The sequence below is a fragment of the Clostridium psychrophilum genome (assembly GCF_018861705.1).
Lineage (GTDB): Bacteria > Bacillota > Clostridia > Clostridiales > Clostridiaceae > Clostridium_AD > Clostridium_AD psychrophilum.
The window spans coordinates 1-16,493 of record NZ_JAHLEC010000071.1 but is presented as its reverse complement, the minus strand read 5'-3'; the positions used below and the strand labels follow the sequence as shown (position 1 = coordinate 16,493).

Annotated in this window: 22 protein-coding genes and 2 riboswitches; of the genes, 17 read left to right on the top strand and 5 right to left on the bottom strand. The window is 29.8% G+C overall.

The window, feature by feature from the left end:
- Nucleotides 1–130: 130 nt before the first annotated feature.
- A complete protein-coding gene (gene thiS, locus KPL38_RS13405; RefSeq protein WP_216289656.1) occupies nt 131–331 on the bottom strand; it encodes a sulfur carrier protein ThiS in 201 nt (66 codons plus the stop codon).
- Nucleotides 332–390: 59 nt separating this feature from the next.
- Nucleotides 391–491, bottom strand: a riboswitch (TPP riboswitch).
- Between the two features lie 279 nt (nt 492–770).
- Nucleotides 771–866, top strand: a riboswitch (glycine riboswitch).
- Nucleotides 867–930: 64 nt separating this feature from the next.
- Here thiS and KPL38_RS13400 point away from each other — a divergent pair.
- The 3 genes from KPL38_RS13400 (at nt 931) to KPL38_RS13390 (ending at nt 3,563) form a co-directional block, all read left to right on the top strand.
- Entirely contained in the window at nt 931–1,203 is a 273-nt protein-coding gene (locus KPL38_RS13400; RefSeq protein WP_216289655.1) for an ACT domain-containing protein, read from the top strand.
- Nucleotides 1,204–1,213: 10 nt separating this feature from the next.
- A complete protein-coding gene (locus KPL38_RS13395) occupies nt 1,214–2,569 on the top strand; it encodes a PFL family protein (protein WP_216289654.1) in 1,356 nt (451 codons plus the stop codon).
- 448 nt (nt 2,570–3,017) lie between these two features.
- Nucleotides 3,018–3,563 (top strand): ParB N-terminal domain-containing protein, encoded by a 546-nt coding sequence (locus tag KPL38_RS13390; RefSeq protein WP_216289653.1) that lies wholly within the window; start codon nt 3,018–3,020, stop codon nt 3,561–3,563.
- Between the two features lie 141 nt (nt 3,564–3,704).
- Here the strand turns inward: KPL38_RS13390 and KPL38_RS13385 are convergent, their stop codons facing one another.
- On the bottom strand, nt 3,705–4,031 hold the full coding sequence (locus KPL38_RS13385; RefSeq protein ID WP_216289652.1) for a hypothetical protein: 327 nt from the start codon (nt 4,029–4,031) through the stop codon (nt 3,705–3,707).
- Between the two features lie 176 nt (nt 4,032–4,207).
- On the opposite strand from KPL38_RS13385, the gene KPL38_RS13380 reads away from it, so the two are divergent.
- From KPL38_RS13380 to KPL38_RS13325, 12 genes are all read left to right on the top strand, one after another.
- Complete coding sequence (locus KPL38_RS13380; protein ID WP_216289651.1) at nt 4,208–4,933, top strand: YybI family spore inner coat protein; 726 nt, start codon at nt 4,208–4,210, stop codon at nt 4,931–4,933.
- 165 nt (nt 4,934–5,098) lie between these two features.
- Nucleotides 5,099–5,611: an RNA polymerase sigma factor gene (locus tag KPL38_RS13375; protein ID WP_216289658.1), complete on the top strand. Its 513-nt coding sequence runs from the start codon at nt 5,099–5,101 to the stop codon at nt 5,609–5,611.
- Nucleotides 5,608–6,066: a hypothetical protein gene (locus tag KPL38_RS13370; protein ID WP_216289650.1), complete on the top strand. Its 459-nt coding sequence runs from the start codon at nt 5,608–5,610 to the stop codon at nt 6,064–6,066. Before KPL38_RS13375 ends, KPL38_RS13370 begins: the two co-directional genes overlap by 4 nt.
- A complete protein-coding gene (locus KPL38_RS13365) occupies nt 6,047–6,571 on the top strand; it encodes a hypothetical protein (protein ID WP_216289649.1) in 525 nt (174 codons plus the stop codon). Before KPL38_RS13370 ends, KPL38_RS13365 begins: the two co-directional genes overlap by 20 nt.
- Nucleotides 6,564–6,869, top strand: a complete 306-nt coding sequence (locus KPL38_RS13360; protein ID WP_216289648.1) for a LiaI-LiaF-like domain-containing protein — start codon at nt 6,564–6,566, stop codon at nt 6,867–6,869. Before KPL38_RS13365 ends, KPL38_RS13360 begins: the two co-directional genes overlap by 8 nt.
- 68 nt (nt 6,870–6,937) lie before the next feature.
- Entirely contained in the window at nt 6,938–7,444 is a 507-nt protein-coding gene (locus KPL38_RS13355) for an amidase domain-containing protein (RefSeq protein ID WP_216289647.1), read from the top strand.
- A gap of 446 nt (nt 7,445–7,890) precedes the next feature.
- Nucleotides 7,891–9,036: an ABC transporter substrate-binding protein gene (locus KPL38_RS13350; RefSeq protein ID WP_216289646.1), complete on the top strand. Its 1,146-nt coding sequence runs from the start codon at nt 7,891–7,893 to the stop codon at nt 9,034–9,036.
- A gap of 117 nt (nt 9,037–9,153) precedes the next feature.
- Nucleotides 9,154–10,032 (top strand): branched-chain amino acid ABC transporter permease, encoded by an 879-nt coding sequence (locus KPL38_RS13345; protein WP_216289645.1) that lies wholly within the window; start codon nt 9,154–9,156, stop codon nt 10,030–10,032.
- A gap of 9 nt (nt 10,033–10,041) precedes the next feature.
- Nucleotides 10,042–11,007 (top strand): branched-chain amino acid ABC transporter permease, encoded by a 966-nt coding sequence (locus KPL38_RS13340; protein ID WP_216289657.1) that lies wholly within the window; start codon nt 10,042–10,044, stop codon nt 11,005–11,007.
- Nucleotides 10,985–11,758, top strand: coding sequence for an ABC transporter ATP-binding protein (locus KPL38_RS13335; RefSeq protein WP_216289644.1), 774 nt, complete (start codon nt 10,985–10,987; stop codon nt 11,756–11,758). The genes KPL38_RS13340 and KPL38_RS13335 overlap by 23 nt, the downstream gene beginning before the upstream one ends.
- Nucleotides 11,751–12,455, top strand: a complete 705-nt coding sequence (locus tag KPL38_RS13330; protein WP_216289643.1) for an ABC transporter ATP-binding protein — start codon at nt 11,751–11,753, stop codon at nt 12,453–12,455. The genes KPL38_RS13335 and KPL38_RS13330 overlap by 8 nt, the downstream gene beginning before the upstream one ends.
- A gap of 459 nt (nt 12,456–12,914) precedes the next feature.
- On the top strand, nt 12,915–14,447 hold the full coding sequence (locus KPL38_RS13325) for a hypothetical protein (RefSeq protein ID WP_216289642.1): 1,533 nt from the start codon (nt 12,915–12,917) through the stop codon (nt 14,445–14,447).
- 96 nt (nt 14,448–14,543) lie between these two features.
- On the opposite strand, the gene KPL38_RS13320 is transcribed toward KPL38_RS13325, so the two are convergent.
- From KPL38_RS13320 to msrB, 3 genes are read right to left on the bottom strand one after another with little or no spacing between them, the layout of a single operon-like run.
- Nucleotides 14,544–14,696, bottom strand: a complete 153-nt coding sequence (locus tag KPL38_RS13320) for a hypothetical protein (protein ID WP_216289641.1) — start codon at nt 14,694–14,696, stop codon at nt 14,544–14,546.
- Between the two features lie 21 nt (nt 14,697–14,717).
- Nucleotides 14,718–14,909, bottom strand: coding sequence for a hypothetical protein (locus KPL38_RS13315; RefSeq protein ID WP_216289640.1), 192 nt, complete (start codon nt 14,907–14,909; stop codon nt 14,718–14,720).
- Complete coding sequence (gene msrB, locus KPL38_RS13310) at nt 14,906–15,361, bottom strand: peptide-methionine (R)-S-oxide reductase MsrB (protein WP_216289639.1); 456 nt, start codon at nt 15,359–15,361, stop codon at nt 14,906–14,908. Before msrB ends, KPL38_RS13315 begins: the two co-directional genes overlap by 4 nt.
- A 473-nt stretch (nt 15,362–15,834) precedes the next feature.
- On the opposite strand from msrB, the gene KPL38_RS13305 reads away from it, so the two are divergent.
- Nucleotides 15,835–16,038, top strand: coding sequence for a hypothetical protein (locus KPL38_RS13305; protein ID WP_216289638.1), 204 nt, complete (start codon nt 15,835–15,837; stop codon nt 16,036–16,038).
- A gap of 121 nt (nt 16,039–16,159) precedes the next feature.
- Nucleotides 16,160–16,462, top strand: a complete 303-nt coding sequence (locus KPL38_RS13300) for an amidohydrolase family protein (protein WP_216289637.1) — start codon at nt 16,160–16,162, stop codon at nt 16,460–16,462.
- Nucleotides 16,463–16,493: the final 31 nt, after the last annotated feature.

Here is a 16,493-nt window from a genome sequence, read left to right as displayed (position 1 = left end):
AATAATTACTAAATTTACCATTGTTCGTGTTATGCAATGGTCTTTTTGTTATGCAATGAAATTAACAACTACTTTCGCAAATTTACACTTGACTTTAACTAGCTGGTCTATTATTAATTTGTCCATTAAATTAACCTCCTACAACAAAACTTATAATTTCAATTTTGTCGTTTTCTTTTATTAAAGTATTTTCCCATTCTTCTTTACTCAAAATATTATAATTATATTCAATTACAATTTTTTCTGGTTTCAGTTTTTTTAATACTATTAATGCTAGAATACTTATTTCATTTTGGAGATTAAGAGAATCACCATTTAATGTAATTTTCATATTGCACCTCCTTATATTTTTACAAATAAAAAAGCTTACCAAAAGGTAAGCCAAAACACAAAAGTGTCAATATGCTTCCCTACGGTGGTACAAACCACTTCAAGTTCAAAGAGTTAAGATTTTCATCTCTCTCAGCCTTTCGGCACCCCTAGCTTAATTATTCTGTTGGTTTTGATTATAGACTTGTACAATTTAATTGTAAAGTTTTTTTATAAGAGTTAATCAAGCAATATAAACATATATATGTTTATATCAAGAAAAATATTTAGAGTTTATTTGTTAATATAATATAAAATGTTGAAATTAATTAGCAAAACTGGTAGAATGACAATAATAACTTACAATTTAATAGTTCGGATGATTGTTGCAGGAGTGTATAGAATATTCTATACACCGAAAAAGTTGATTTTTCAGGTACCGTATGGATATGACTGCTACAGGACGAGCCCTTGGAGAGACTCAAATTGAGCACCGAAGGAGAAAGCTTGTGAAAAAAACTAGCGAAACTCTCAGGTAAAAGGACAGGGGATAATATTGATTTCAAGGGTCGAATATTATCTATTCGGCTTTTTTGTGATTAAAAAAATGGAGGGAATAAAATGAATGCTGTGTTGAGTGTAATTGGAAAAGATAAAGTAGGTATTATCGCAAATGTATCCAATTTATTGTTAGAAAAAAATGCTAATATCTTAGACATTAATCAAACTATTATGAAAGACAATTTTTTTACTATGGTAATGCTTGTGGACTTATCTAATATAAATATTTCTTTGAAAAAATTAAATGAAGATTTAATGGAAAAGGGTAAAATATTAAAGGTTTCAATAAAAATGCAACACGAGGATGTATTTAATTCAATGCATCTCGTATAGGAGGCAGAAAATGAACATAAATCAAATAATGGAAACAGTTAAAATGCTAGATGATGAAAAGTTAGATATAAGAACACTTACTATGGGAATATCGTTACTCGATTGTTGTGATTTTGATGGCAAGAGGTCTAGGCAAAGAATATATGACAAGATTATGAGAAACGCTGGGAAACTAGTTAAGGTAGGGGAAGATTTAGAGCTAGAATATGGAGTGCCAATAATTAATAAAAGAATTTCAGTTACTCCAATATCTTTGATAGCTGGAGCATCTCAGGATAAAAACTACGTTGAGTATGCTATCATGCTTGATAAAATTGCCAATGAACTCGGAATAAACTTCATTGGTGGATTTTCTGCATTAATTCAAAAAGGATATACCACTGGTGATCGTAGATTAATAGCATCTATACCCGAAGCTATGAAAGTTACTGAAAGGGTTTGCTCATCTGTATGCGTTGCAAGTTCTAAAGTAGGAATAAATATGGATGGAGTTCGTGAAATGGGTCAAGTTGTTAAAGAAGCTGCAAGGTTAACTGCAGATAGAGATGGACTTGGATGCGCAAAAATTGTGGTATTTGCAAATGCTGTTGAGGATAATCCTTTTATGGCAGGTGCTTTTCATGGTGTTGGAGAACCTGAGTGTACTTTAAATGTAGGAATAAGTGGACCAGGTACAGTGAAGGTTGCTCTTGAAAAAGTAAGAGGGGCTGACTTTGGAGTTGTAGCTGAAACAATAAAGAAAACCGCTTTTAAGATAACGAGAATGGGCCAATTAGTTGGTATGGAAGCTGCAAAGAGGCTCGATGTACCTTTTGGTATAGTAGATTTATCATTGGCACCAACACCTGCTATAGGAGATAGTGTGGCTAGAATACTCGAGGAAATGGGACTTGAGGCATGTGGAACTCATGGAACAACTTGTGCATTAGCAATGCTCAATGATGCAGTTAAAAAAGGTGGGATAATGGCTTCTGGTTCTGTTGGGGGACTCAGTGGCGCATTTATACCTGTAAGTGAAGATGAGGGAATGATTGAAGCCGTAGAAAAGGGAGCTATAAATATTGAAAAACTTGAAGCTATGACCTGTGTATGTTCAGTAGGACTCGATATGATCGCTATTCCAGGAGATACATCTGCAGAAACAATCTCTGCAATTATGGCGGATGAGTGTGCAATTGGAATGATTAATAATAAAACTACTGCAACAAGACTTATACCTGCACCAGGTAAAAAGGTTGGGGATTCAGTAGAGTTTGGTGGACTTCTTGGACGTGCTCCTGTTATGAAGGTAAGCGAGTTTTCAAGCGACGATTTTATAAATCGAGGTGGAAGAATCCCAGCACCGATACATAGTTTTAAAAATTAATGTTATGTTTTATTTTAAAGTTAAAAAATGGTTAAAATTATAAATGTTTAAAAATTTATAGACTTAAGCATTTATGAAAATATCATTTGAATTGTAATTTTACTAGTAAAATGGTACAATATTTTATAAGTAAAGATAGTAAAATAATAACGTAGAGTTGTAAATAAATATTTTAAAATTGATAAATGGGGTGAAGTTTGTGTTAGTTTGTAATGATAAAATTTTTAAAATAGAAGAATACCTAAAAACATCTAACATAGAACTAGATAGATTAACATGCATAAAAATTAACAAAATTATAAACTATAATTAAATTAAAACACCTAGAAAGCAACATGTGCTTTCTAGGTGTTTTATTTTTATGATTTTATAGCAATGATATTTTAATTTATTTATAGCAATGTAATGATTATTTGAAAATATGTACAATTAAAAGGAGAATTTGATAATGAATAAAAGTGAGATTATAATTAAGGGATTACCTTTAAAAACCAATAGGTTAGATAATGGAGATGTTAAGTTATTATTTAAAATAGCAACTTATGATGACATGAATTCAGTTTATAGAGTAATTATAAAAAAAGATTATTGGAGAGATGCTGTAATAGGTATGAAAGATGTAAATTATTTTGTGATTAAAGGTGAACTTAAGGCTTGTGTAAATAGCAAAGGTATACCTTTTATCTCAGTAGAAGCAACATCAGTTAAATTATTTAATTTATTAAAAGATATGAAAGGACAAATCGATTTGGTTGATGAAATGCCAATTGGTACTGATGAAATTATTGATATTTTGCAGATAGTTAATGAAAATGAAGAAATTCATGTAAAACGTTCAAAGAATAAAGCATTAAATTATATGAAAAATAATAATAAATTTAATAAACCTATTGTTGTTAAGAAAGATAGTTTCATACTTGTGTCAGGATATGATCAATATGCAGCAGCAAAAGAACTTGGAATAAAAAATGTACCAGTATCATATGAAGATTAAAACCAATTCAATATATAATAAAATGGTAACATATTAACATCAGTATTTATTTAGAGAATTGAATGGTTTGTAATGATTTAAAGAAAATATTCAATGAATAAAACATAGAAGGTCATATTTATTATGAACTTCTATAAACTGCTAATCTTTTCTACAACAATTTTGATGAACCCAATTCTTACAGTCTTCTTTAAATCCTAAATTTGTATAACAAATCACTTCTCCAGGACAAATTGCGTTAGTGCATACTTGACAAGTAGAATTATAATCGGATGTTTTTGTAATACCGAGCCATAGGGGTTCATTAAGTTTTATTAACTCCATTTCAAGTTCATCTTCTGTAAATTCATTGCATACGAGCTCACGTAGATAACCTGAGAAATTGTTTTCTCCATGAGTTAATTTAGACTTTCGTAGCGCTAATTTATAGACATGATCCGGAAGAGTAATGGATACTTTTTTGCTCATTATTACTAACTCCTATAGTATTAATATATACTAATATAGTATGAAAATATAATATATTATGTGCATACTTTGTATAAAACAATCATATTTTTATTGAACTATATAAAAAATAAATTGAACAGTTTATTTATAAGCTCATAAGATAATGCATAAAATTATATTGAAAAGGAGCAGTTATGTATAATTGTTATTATAGAGCGGAAATGATAAAACCAATAGTTGTTTCTTATAAAAAAGGGGATGTAAATGGTGACAACATACCAGATAACGTTTATTTAACTGGGGTTAAGACACCTGATAGTTCATTTATACAAAATATCACCCTTGAAATTCAAGATGGTTTGACTGGAGGGGTTACTAGAATATTGCTTAAAGACAATGTTGGGTATAATCCTACACTGTATTTAGGCGATTTTACAGGAAATCATGTAGAAGATATTCTTATAAGTATTAATTCTGGGGGGAGTGGTGGAATAATATACCATTATATTTATTCCTTTAATGACAATATAGAAAAATTACTATTTGACTTTAATATTTATAATAAGCAATATGAATATGATGTTAGTTATAAAAATAATTATAAGGTTGAGGTTATTAGTAAAAAAAATAAAACAAAGTACATTATAGATATTTCAAGTAGAGATGTAAATTACTTAAATGAAATATACTATGAAAATGGAGATTTAAAGAATCCAATCATAGGATTTGTAAATCCTTTAAGTGGATTATATCCTGTGGATTTTAATTCAAACCAAGTGTACGAGTTATTGGCATATCAAAAGATAGCTGGAAGATATAATGCAGATTCTTTAGGTTACGTTATGAATACTCTTAAATGGAAAGATAAGATGTTTATTTTAGACAATCAGAATGTAGCTATTTTGGGGTCACAAGTGTAGTTATATTACTAACATGAGTATTATTAGATATGGTTAAATTATTATTTATATAAAAAAGCATGTGAAAATTTCACATGCTTTTAAAATTGTTACTAATTAATAAAATAAAAATTGAAGTGTTTTTTGCTTTATAATCGTTATATTAAGTGTAAGGATAAAAAAGGGGTGGTGGTTATTCAAGAAGAACAGTTTACAAAATATATAAAACAATATGAGCGTTTAATCATTACTATATGCATATCCTTTACAAAAAACTATTTTGATGCAGAAGATTTAGCACAACAAACTTTTTTGTCTGCGTATACTAGCTTTGCCAAATTTAATGGGATAAATTTCAAGGCTTGGCTAACAACAATTGCCATAAACAAATGCAAAGATTTTCTTAAAAGTCCTGCAAGAGCAATTAGCAGCTTGTCTGATAAAGATTTTGAATGCATAAGGGATAATGACGAAACACCTGAGGAAACACTTATAAACAAACAAAAAGGTGACAAAATATTTACTTTATGTGAAAAATTAAAAGAACCTTATAGGACAGTATCCTTAAACTATTTTTGTAAAGATATTAAACTTTCGGATATGGCAAAAGATACAGGCGAAAATTTAAAAACACTGCAAACCCATCTTTATAGGTCCAAAAAACTATTAAAAGTTTTATGGAAGGAGGAGTGTATGTGATTGATACATTGTTTAAAGAAAATGGTCACTTGACTAAAAAATCACTAAAGGGAATTAAAGAAGGAGTATTTAGTGATAATGAACTGGTTTTATTATTAGAACATATTTGCCAGTGTGAAGAATGTGTTGTTGCATTAGCTGATAGTTATAATAATAATGAACTTATTCAAGTACCTTCTGGATTTGAGCAGGAAACACTAACTAAAATAAAAAACAAAAAAGTAAAAAATACTCAGTTTATATTTTATTCACTTAGAGTGGCAATAGCAGCAAGTATAGCACTAATATTTGTTTTTTCAAATCCATTAAACTTTGTGGCAAGTACTAAGGTTAAAACTTTAGGAATAAACCCAATTAGTTTTAGTTACATAAATACAATTAATTCAAATCTTAACAAAACGTCACAAAAAATAATTAATATGGAGGTCTTTAATGATGAAAAAGGAAAAAAGTAAATTCTTAACATTTATTTTTTCGCTAATGCCTGGTGCAGGTCATATGTATATGGGTTTTATGAAGATGGGTATATCACTTATGGCAGTATTCTTTTTTATAATATTTCTTTCCAGTTTTTTTAGTATAGGTCCATTACTCTTCGTTTTACCACTAGTTTGGTTTTATTCTTTTTTCGATTGTATGAACAAACGTTATTCGACAGATGATGAATTTTTAACCTTAGAGGACAAATATTTGTTTTCTTTAGATGAATTAGTGAAAATAGACAAAGATGTATTAAAAAAACATAGACTGGCCTCAGGAATACTACTTATAATTATTGGTGGATACTTAATTTGGAATAATATATTAAATACCTTATCGGCATATATTTCCAGTGAACTATTTAGCCTTATTAATGATGTAACAAGAGTTGCACCTCAGATAATAATTGGTATTGTAATAATTTTGGCAGGTTTAAAACTCATTAAAGGTAAGAAAAAAGAGTGTGATATGAATGATTAAGGGACGAAGAGTGGGAACAATTACAAGCGGAATTATTTTGGTCATTGTTGGAACCGTATTTCTGCTTCGCCTTGTATATCCAAACATTAAGTACTCAGTAGTAGCATCGATGTGGCCAATAGTTTTAATTTTACTTGGAATTGAAATAATCGTTGCTTATGTAATAAATAAGGAAGAAGTTATGAAATACGATTTTGGCGCTATATTTATATTAATAATGTTATCTGCTTTTGCAATGAGTATGGGTTGTATGGAGTATGTTATATCTCATATTGAACAGTTTAAATCTGTGTTTTAAAGTAGATGTAAACAATACAAAGTACATTGCATATTATATTTACAGCACAACTTTTAAGGAGTAACTTAATGCAAAATAAATATGATAGGCAATCAGCGAAGAATTATGCTGTAAGATATGCATTAGAGCCTAATAAAAGATACAAATTTTTCAAATATGTTAATGGCAATGGTGGAGATTGTACTAATTTTGTTTCTCAATGCCTAAAGGCAGGTGGGGCACCTATGGATTATAATTTAACTAGACCTTGGTGGTATAATTTTGGGGGACAAAGTTCAGTTTGTTGGAGCGTTGCTCATGCATTGTACTGGTATTTGAAAATAAATCAAAGCGCAAATAGAAATGCTATTAAAGGGTTAGAGATTGAGGATAGACAGAAACTTGAAGTAGGGGATATAGTATTTTATGAAAACTTTGGTAATATTATTTTTCATTCTGCGATAATAACTTCGTTTATAGATGTTAATGGAAATAGTCAGCCACGTATATCACAGCATTCATATAATCAACTTGATGAGCCTTATGAAAAAAGTTATGGTTATAAAAAAGCACATTTCCTTAAAATCATATTATGATGTTTAAATGAATATGTAAACAAAAGGAAACATTGTATAAAGAATTACTTAAAATAATTCAAATTAATAGAAATTTTGAATATAATAAAGAATTTAAAATAAACCATCATAAATTTATTAAATATAGCATATGTTTAAATAACTGCGTAATTGCAGTTGTTTTTTTTGGTTAAAAAGTCTAAATTTAATGAACTGAATTTCAACAAATTAACAATAAAATGCAAGAATTGAAATACAAATATTTAAAAATAGTGTTGATATACTATAAATACTATGATATTATTAATAAAAATTATAAATTATGAATAATGAATTAAAATTTTATTCATAAATTATTGACCATTAACAATTAGTTCATAAAATATTAACGGCTTAGTTAAGAGATAATTACAGAGTAATATTTTGTGTTTCGTAAAACGTTAATAGAATTAAGGGGGGATTATTAAATGTTTAAAAAGAAGGCTTGTTTAATACTATCTATTGCTATGACTGTTGGATTACTTGCAGGATGTGGAGCAAAAGGATCATCAACTACTGGAGATATTAAAATTGGAGTTGTATTACCACTTACTGGTGCGGTTTCATCTTTTGGGAAATCGGGTCAAAATGGTATAAAATTGTTAGAGGATCAAGTGAACAAAGGCGGAGGAATTAATGGACGTAAGATCAAATTTATTTTTGAAGATGATGAAGGTAAACCAGACACTGCAGTAACAGTTGGTACAAAACTTATCAGTCAGGATAACGTTGTAGCAATAGTTGGACCATTAACAAGTGGTTCCGCTATAGCCCTTGGACCAATAGCTACTCAAAGTAAAATTCCAATGATAACAGGATCAGGAACAAACCCTGACGTTACTAAAAAGGGTGGAGAATATGTTTATAGGGCATGTTTCATAGATCCTTTCCAAGGAAGTGTTTTAGCAAAATTTGCATCACAAGATCTAAAGGCAAAAACTGCTGCTATTCTTTATGATAATGGTAATGATTATTCTAAGGGCTTGGCTGAGTTCTTTGAAAAAGGTTTTGTAGCTTCAGGTGGAAAAATAGTTGGTAAAGAAACTTATGCTACCGGAGATAAAGATTTTAAAGCACAACTTACAAAAATAAAACCATCAAAACCAGATGTAATTTTACTCCCTGATTATTATGGAACAGTTGGTAATATAGCAAAACAAGCAAGAGCGATTAGTATAAATGCACCATTACTAGGTGGAGATGGTTGGGATTCATCTGAACTATTTAAGGTTGGTGGAACTGCAGTTAATAATAGTTATATATCTGATCATTATTCAGCAAATGATACAGCTCCACTAGTTGTTGCATTCCAAAAAGAGTATAAAGCAAAATATAACTTAGAAGCAGATGCTATGGCAGTTTTAAATTATGACGCTGCAAAAATAATGGTAGAAGCTATAAAAACTGCTGGTAAAACAGATGGACCAAGCATTAAAGCTGCATTACAAAAAACTAATCTTCAAGTAGTATCTGGTAAAGTATCTTTCGACGCAAACAGAGATGCAATTAAAGGAGCGGTAATCTTAAAGGTTGATGCGGGCAAGTTTAATTTCATAAAAAAACTTGTACCTTAATAAATAAACTTGTACCTTAATAAATAAAGTTAGCATACATACTTCAGTAATAATTTGGGGTATGTATGTATTTACAAATACAAATATAAATAGAGAGAAATGGGGGGGGGAAGGCAAATGGAATTTTTACAACAGATGATTAATGGATTATCACTGGGTTTTGTGTATGCATTAATAGCAATAGGATACACAATGGTATATGGAATTATTGGACTTATAAATTTTGCACATGGCGATGTTTTTATGGTCGGAGGGTATTTTGGTTTTGTCGCTGCAACTAATCTACATTTACCGTTTATACCTACATTATTAATAGCAATGGTTGGAGCAGCATTAACTGGTGTGGTTGTTGAAAAGATAGCATACAAGCCATTAAGGAATTCACCAAAGTTGTCTATATTAATAACAGCTATTGCAATGTCAGTGCTCCTTGAGAACTTAGTAAGACTTAAGATGACAACTGATCCACAAACATATCCAGAGACACTTTTACCAGCACATGTTATTAGTTTTGCAGGTTTAAGCATTGATAATCGTCAACTTATAATTATAGGAATGTCAATTTTGCTTGTAGTAATACTTCAATTTATAGTTTTCAAAACTAAAACTGGAAAAGCAATGAGAGCAACTTCTTTTGATAAGGATGCGGCAGCACTTATGGGTATTAACGTGAATTCTATTATATCTATAACATTTGCAATTGGTTCAGCACTAGCAGGAGCTGCAGGTGTACTATTTGGAATTCTATATTCAAGTATAGATCCATACATGGGTATAATGCCAGGTCTAAAAGCTTTTGTTGCGGCAGTTCTAGGCGGAATTGGTATAATCCCAGGTGCTTTATGGGGAGGACTAATAATGGGACTAGTTGAAACCTTTAGTAAAGTATATATATCATCTAGTTACTCGGATGCTATTGCATTTTCAATCCTTATTATTATTTTAATTGTTAAACCTTCTGGACTTCTTGGTAAGAAAACTAGAGAGAAAGTGTAGGTGATGAAAATGAAAAAAGAGTTTAAAAATACTATTATATTGCTTGTTATTGGAGTTATCCTGTTTTTAGTTTTATCATTTTTAATGGATACTGAAATATTAAATAGATATTATGGAAGAATAGTAATTCTAATTTGTATTAATGTTATTCTTGCAGTAAGTTTAAATCTTATTATAGGAATTACGGGACAGTTAACACTTGGGCATGCAGGTTTTATGTCTATAGGAGCATATGCAGCAGCAATGGCTACAATTCAATTAAATGTACCGTTCCCTATAGCATTACTTCTTGGCGGAGTAGCTGCTGGACTAATCGGATATCTTATTGGTCTTCCTACTTTAAGTTTAAAGGGTGATTATCTTGCTATAACAACTTTAGGTTTTGGAGAAATAATAAGAGTTGTTATCACAAATATTGATCAACTTGGAGGGGGGCGTGGACTTTCGGGAATACCACCTAAAACTACTTTTGCTTGGGTGTTTTTTATAATGGTATTTACCATTTTAATAATTTACAATATAGCACGTTCTTCGCAAGGTAGAGCTATGATGTCAGTGCGTGAAGACGAAATAGCAGCAGAAGCTATGGGTATTAATACTACAAAGTATAAGATTATGGCTTTTGTTATTGGGTCATTCCTTGCAGGGATTGCAGGAGGATTATTTTCACATTATCTAATGTATATTAAACCAGAACAATTTGGTTTCTTAAAATCAGTAGATTTGGTTACTTATGTAGTTATGGGTGGAATGGGAAGTTTAACAGGTAGTGTATTGTCAACAGGAATACTCACAGTTCTTCCAGAATTTCTAAGATTTATGAATGATTATAGAATGATTATATATCCACTTGCACTTATCGTTATTATGAGATTTAGGCCACAAGGTCTAATGGGTACAAAAGAATTATCTATGAAAATATTTGATAAATTTTCAAAAGGAAGTGATGATGATGCAGCTTTTAAAGGTAAATGATCTTACAATTAAGTTTGGTGGGCTAACAGCTGTTTCTGATTTTGCACTTAATCTATCTGATCATGATCTTGTAGGGTTGATTGGACCTAATGGGGCTGGAAAAACAACTATTTTTAATATGTTAACAGGGGTTTATGCTCCAACATCTGGAACTATTGAATTTAATGGTGAATTTATACAAGGCATAAAACCTTATGATATCACTAAAAAAAGAATTGCCAGAACCTTTCAAAATATAAGATTATTTAAAGATTTAACAGTTCTTGATAATGTTAAAATATCATTTAATTATAATGTTAAATATAATTTGTTTCATTCAATATTAAGGCTTCCAAAGTTTAATAGAGAGGAAGCAGAAATTGAAAAAAAAGCAATTGAAATTCTTAAGGTTTTTAATCTTGATAAGAAGAGAGAAGAACTTGCATGCAATCTTCCATATGGAGAGCAACGAAGACTTGAAATAGCAAGAGCTCTTGCTGCAAAACCCAAATTATTATTACTAGATGAACCAGCAGCAGGTATGAATCCACAAGAAACTCATGAATTAATGGGGCTCATAAATTGGGTAAGGGATGAATTCAAAATAGCTATACTATTAATTGAGCATGATATGAAACTGGTTATGGGAGTTTGCGAACGGATAATAGTTGTGGATTATGGTAAGGTAATTGCAGAGGGGACGCCTGACGAAATAAAGAATAACCCTAAGGTAATTGAGGCATACCTTGGAGAGGAGGTAACTGATGCTTAAAATTGATGGGCTAAATGTAAATTATGGTGCAATACATGCATTACATGATATTAGTATACATGTAAAAGAAGGAGAAATAGTTACACTTATAGGTGCTAATGGAGCTGGAAAAACTTCAATATTAAGAGCTATCTCAGGACTTATTCCTATAAAGTCAGGAAGCATTTTGTTTGAAGGTAATCCAATTCATACCACTGCTGCTTATAAACTCTCAAAGCTAGGTATCGCACATGTACCTGAGGGAAGAAGAATATTTTCTAATATGTCAGTTATGGAAAATCTTGAGCTAGGTGCTTATATTAGAAAAGATAAGAGCGAGATAGCAAAAGATTATGAGATGGTTTTTGACAAATTTCCAAGGCTTAAAGAAAGAATAAAACAAATGGCTGGTACATTAAGTGGTGGGGAACAGCAAATGCTTGCTATGGGAAGAGCACTAATGGTAAGGCCAAGAATATTATTATTAGATGAACCATCTATGGGACTTGCACCGCTTGTAGTAAGAAACATATTCTCTATAATACAAGAAATCAATAAGTCGGGAACTACGGTTTTGCTTGTAGAGCAAAATGCTCATATGGCACTATCTATTGCGCATAAAGCATATGTATTAGAAACTGGGAAAATAGTTTTAGAAGGTAGTGCGAAAGAATTATTAACTAATGATTCTATAAGAAGTGCATATCTTGGTGAGTAAGTATTTAGATTAAATGTAAGACTAAAAACAGATGATTACTTACTCTTACATTGGAGAAAGTAATCATCTGTTTTTAATTTAAATTATAGTGTGAGATGTAATTTCACATATCACATACTATTCACATAATTATTTGATACTTTTACTACAATTAATTGTTATTATAAATATATAGTAATTAAATAGTTTAATGTTTTTAATTGAAGTCCCCTTTAATTAAAATATATCCAATTAAGTTAAATACAAAAAACCGGTTTAATCCAAACTGGTTTTTTGTATTTTTAATTTGATATCTAGTTAAGAGCATGTATACTTAAAATTTAATGCATTTATATATTTTAATATTAACTACGTTAAGCAAACAGATATGTTTGAATATAATAGGCAAACAAGCTATAATGTATTGTATACAAAATATAGTTTATTTTATATATTTATATAAATGTTTGGAGGAAATAAATGATTTGCAACAAATGTAATAATAGATTTGCTAATATCAATGGATTAAAATTCTGCCCATATTGTGGGGAAAAAATAGAAGAAAAAACGGACCTAGAAAGTTTAGTTGATGCCAGCGCAAGAGAGAAAACTCGTCAGTTTACACAAGCGATGCCTGCTATAACGGATGAAGATATAAAAAAGGATAAGAGAAAGAAGTTTGTTGCATTATTAAAAAAGAAATTTATGCATAAGAAAGTAATTATACCAATTGTTGCATTGCTAGTTATTATTGCAGTAGTAACGGTTTCTTATACATTTTTTATTATTAAACCAGTTGATGAAGTTAGAATAGAACAAGATTTATTAGGGGAAGTAGTGACACTTCCTAAAGGAACAAAAATAACAATAAATAAGAATAACATAAAGAACATCACTATAAATAGTAGAAGCACTGACCAAAGCCGGGATGATGTAAAAGTATCAATAATCTTAAATAATGGTATTATTGCGGCGAATACTGTTTTATCATTGGAATATATTGATGAAAATAAAAGTGAATGGAAATTTAATAATAAAGTTGTACTTGATAGTGTAATTTCGATCAAACCAGTAGTGGGAATGAGTGATAAAAAATTACTATCGGAATTGAAAAAACGTAGCATTACAATTGATAGTGAAGAAGTAGTATTAGGTAAACAGGAGGTCAAAAAACTGGATATAACCTCAAAAACCCAAGATTTAGAAAATGGGAAAGAAGATATTTTGGTAGAAACATCCATAGATAGTGGGCTTCTAGCGACTAAAGGAGAGATAAAGTGCAAACTTATATTTGCAAATGAAACATGGAGTCTTGATACTATTTCAAAAAACAGGAATGATGATTTTAAATTAGGATTATCGCCAGTTTTTTCTAATGAGAAGATTCTTAACTCAATAAGAGGGCAAGCAATTGATGAAACTGTATCCTACTTGAATTTTTTTGGGGGGAAAGGTTTTGCAGTAAATGATAAGTTTACTAAAAAAATTGGAGTAAAGAGCAAAAAGTTTGATGCAAAAAAAGGAACATTAACCGTTACTGCTAAGCGTGACAATATATCAGGAAAAATAAATACAGAGTTGACAACAAATTATATTTTTTCAATATCGCTTAATAATATATCTTTATTGAGTTCATCTAAAACTAAAGTTGACAGTGGGTCAATAAACAATATGTCTACAAAGGAATTAATACCTACAATTACTAATGCTGAAATTGAGGGAAGCAATTTATTCTTCTGGTGGTCCAATGATCATAAAATAACAACGGAAGAAGGTAAAACATTTAAAAACAATAAGATATTGTCTAAGAAGGGTTATGAAAATATAAAATATGTTTATGGAGGTATAACTTCCATAAACGAAAAAGATAATACAAAGAAAAACATTCCATTTGTAGCACTATATTTTCTTGTCTATGACAATACAAATGGCTACAATTGGAAATTAGATAAAATAGTTGGGGAAGATTCACCTAATTATAAGGAATATAGTAAGGCAATTGTGAAAAAATAAAAATAAATATATTTGCTTAAGAATTTAGGAGTAGAGAATATAGGAATTATAATCCTTATTCTCTACTCCTTTTTATGTAATTTGTTAGATAAAATATTATTTATTAGTTACAAACTGTTCTAGTACACTTATTATTTGACCCTTGCTTAAGGCGTTGTACCAAGTCAATCTTTCTTCATAATTTGTATCCATCATATCTTTATTATATGAATTTTCACCTTTCTTAATGGTTATAGAAATACCTCTCATTAGTCACCTCCAGTTAAGTAATTAGTTGTATATTTGTTTAAGATTATATCCATTTAAGAAGAATGTATTCAAAAAATCAGATTCTGCTTCATAATTATTGCGATTATCAATAGCTTTTTCACCATACTTTATACAAGTTTTAAGAAGTGCTTCAGCCATCCTATTTTGCATATATGTTTCTTTTGAATTACTAAAGTATACTATCAATATCATTCTTTAAATATTTCTAAATACTCTCCATAGCCTTCACTCTCAAGGTTTTTAACTGGAATAAATTTAAGCGCAGCACTATTAATGCAATATCGTAAGCCTCCAAGTTCACGTGGACCATCGTTGAAGACATGTCCTAAATGACTGTCACCATGGGTACTTCTTACTTCTGTTCTTAACATCTCATGGGTCATATCTTTATTCTCTTTTACGTTATCATTTTCTACAGGCTTTGTAAAACTTGGCCATCCGCAACCTGAATCAAATTTATCTTTAGAAGTAAATAATGGCTCTCCACTATTAATATCTACATAAATTCCTGCTTCTTTATTATTAAAGTATTCATTTTCGAAAGATTTTTCTGTCCCATTTTCTTGAGTTACTTCAAACTGATTTTTAGTTAATACCTTTTTTAATTCTTCCCTATTTTTTTTAATATAAAATTTTTTAATCATATGATATCCTCCTTAAAATAAGTGTATGTAATTTTTATTTTTACTCTAATACTATATTATATCAATTTATATGTATTATATACTAAAAATATTTCTAATAATAGGGCAAATATGTTAATTTAATTTTATTATATTGTGCGCATATTTTATTTAATTATTTATTATATATTTATTTGAAACTACAATTCTTATTGTCGCAGCATTATGATTACTAAGATATTTTGCTGCACTGTTAAGCTAAAAATTGTATGAGATGAATTTAATAGAGTGCTGGCAACCCAATAATGCATTATTTTGATTAATACCTAAAAGATTGAATGAATTATTTCATATTGACAATTATAAAACAACGTGGTAATTTTAATAAAAACTAAAACATATATGTTTACTAGGAATGTGATATTAATTAGGTTGAAGATGTTTTAATATATGCCTTAGATTTTAAAAATAATCTTTGAAGGGAGTGTTCGTAAATGTTTGATGTTGCAATTAATAATGGTATGTTGATTGATCCTGACCTCAAAACAAGTTTCAAAGGAAGTTTAGGCATAAAAGATGGAAAGCTGGCAGAAATAACAATTGGAGAACTAGATGGAATAAAAAATATAAATGCATCAGGTTTAATAATTTCACTAGGTTTCATCGACATTCATGGACATGTTGACGGAGAAGAATAAAGGTGAAAGATTAAACAAAAAATTATATAAAGAATTAAGAGCTAGTAATCCTTGTGAATGAATTATATATTGTACAGATTCAAATGAAAGTGTATATAAGGCTTTAGATAAAAGTTATGCAATGCCATCGTCAGACATTGGGCCTTATAAAAAGGGTGAAGGACATCCTCAGATTTCAGGCATATTCCCAAAATATTTTAGGTGCATGGTTCGCGAACGCAAGGAGATAAGTCTTATAGAAGCGGTTCGCAAGGCAACTTTTCTTTCGGCAGAAACCATGGGTCTAAAACAAAAGGGTCGAATTAAAAAAGGGACAGACGCTGATGTTGTTATTTTCGATATAGATACTATGATTAAGCCACAAAAAGCTATATTTTCTCCGGTAGGAGTTAAGCTATTTCAAATTTTAGGCTATGCCTCTTGAAAATATTGTAAATTAATATGAAAATTTCAAT

Coding starts and splice junctions, on each gene's coding strand:
- thiS (WP_216289656.1), bottom strand. CDS start 331: ATGAAAATTACATTAAATGGTGATTCTCTTAATCTCCAAAATGAAATA.
- KPL38_RS13360 (WP_216289648.1), top strand. CDS start 6,564: ATGATTAAGGGACGAAGAGTGGGAACAATTACAAGCGGAATTATTTTG.
- KPL38_RS13395 (WP_216289654.1), top strand. CDS start 1,214: ATGAACATAAATCAAATAATGGAAACAGTTAAAATGCTAGATGATGAA.
- KPL38_RS13325 (WP_216289642.1), top strand. CDS start 12,915: ATGATTTGCAACAAATGTAATAATAGATTTGCTAATATCAATGGATTA.
- msrB (WP_216289639.1), bottom strand. CDS start 15,361: ATGATTAAAAAATTTTATATTAAAAAAAATAGGGAAGAATTAAAAAAG.
- KPL38_RS13350 (WP_216289646.1), top strand. CDS start 7,891: ATGTTTAAAAAGAAGGCTTGTTTAATACTATCTATTGCTATGACTGTT.
- KPL38_RS13400 (WP_216289655.1), top strand. CDS start 931: ATGAATGCTGTGTTGAGTGTAATTGGAAAAGATAAAGTAGGTATTATC.
- KPL38_RS13390 (WP_216289653.1), top strand. CDS start 3,018: ATGAATAAAAGTGAGATTATAATTAAGGGATTACCTTTAAAAACCAAT.
- KPL38_RS13340 (WP_216289657.1), top strand. CDS start 10,042: ATGAAAAAAGAGTTTAAAAATACTATTATATTGCTTGTTATTGGAGTT.
- KPL38_RS13305 (WP_216289638.1), top strand. CDS start 15,835: ATGTTTGATGTTGCAATTAATAATGGTATGTTGATTGATCCTGACCTC.
- KPL38_RS13380 (WP_216289651.1), top strand. CDS start 4,208: ATGTATAATTGTTATTATAGAGCGGAAATGATAAAACCAATAGTTGTT.
- KPL38_RS13365 (WP_216289649.1), top strand. CDS start 6,047: ATGAAAAAGGAAAAAAGTAAATTCTTAACATTTATTTTTTCGCTAATG.
- KPL38_RS13330 (WP_216289643.1), top strand. CDS start 11,751: ATGCTTAAAATTGATGGGCTAAATGTAAATTATGGTGCAATACATGCA.
- KPL38_RS13355 (WP_216289647.1), top strand. CDS start 6,938: ATGCAAAATAAATATGATAGGCAATCAGCGAAGAATTATGCTGTAAGA.
- KPL38_RS13335 (WP_216289644.1), top strand. CDS start 10,985: ATGCAGCTTTTAAAGGTAAATGATCTTACAATTAAGTTTGGTGGGCTA.
- KPL38_RS13315 (WP_216289640.1), bottom strand. CDS start 14,909: ATGATATTGATAGTATACTTTAGTAATTCAAAAGAAACATATATGCAA.
- KPL38_RS13345 (WP_216289645.1), top strand. CDS start 9,154: ATGGAATTTTTACAACAGATGATTAATGGATTATCACTGGGTTTTGTG.
- KPL38_RS13320 (WP_216289641.1), bottom strand. CDS start 14,696: ATGAGAGGTATTTCTATAACCATTAAGAAAGGTGAAAATTCATATAAT.
- KPL38_RS13300 (WP_216289637.1), top strand. CDS start 16,160: ATGCCATCGTCAGACATTGGGCCTTATAAAAAGGGTGAAGGACATCCT.
- KPL38_RS13385 (WP_216289652.1), bottom strand. CDS start 4,031: ATGAGCAAAAAAGTATCCATTACTCTTCCGGATCATGTCTATAAATTA.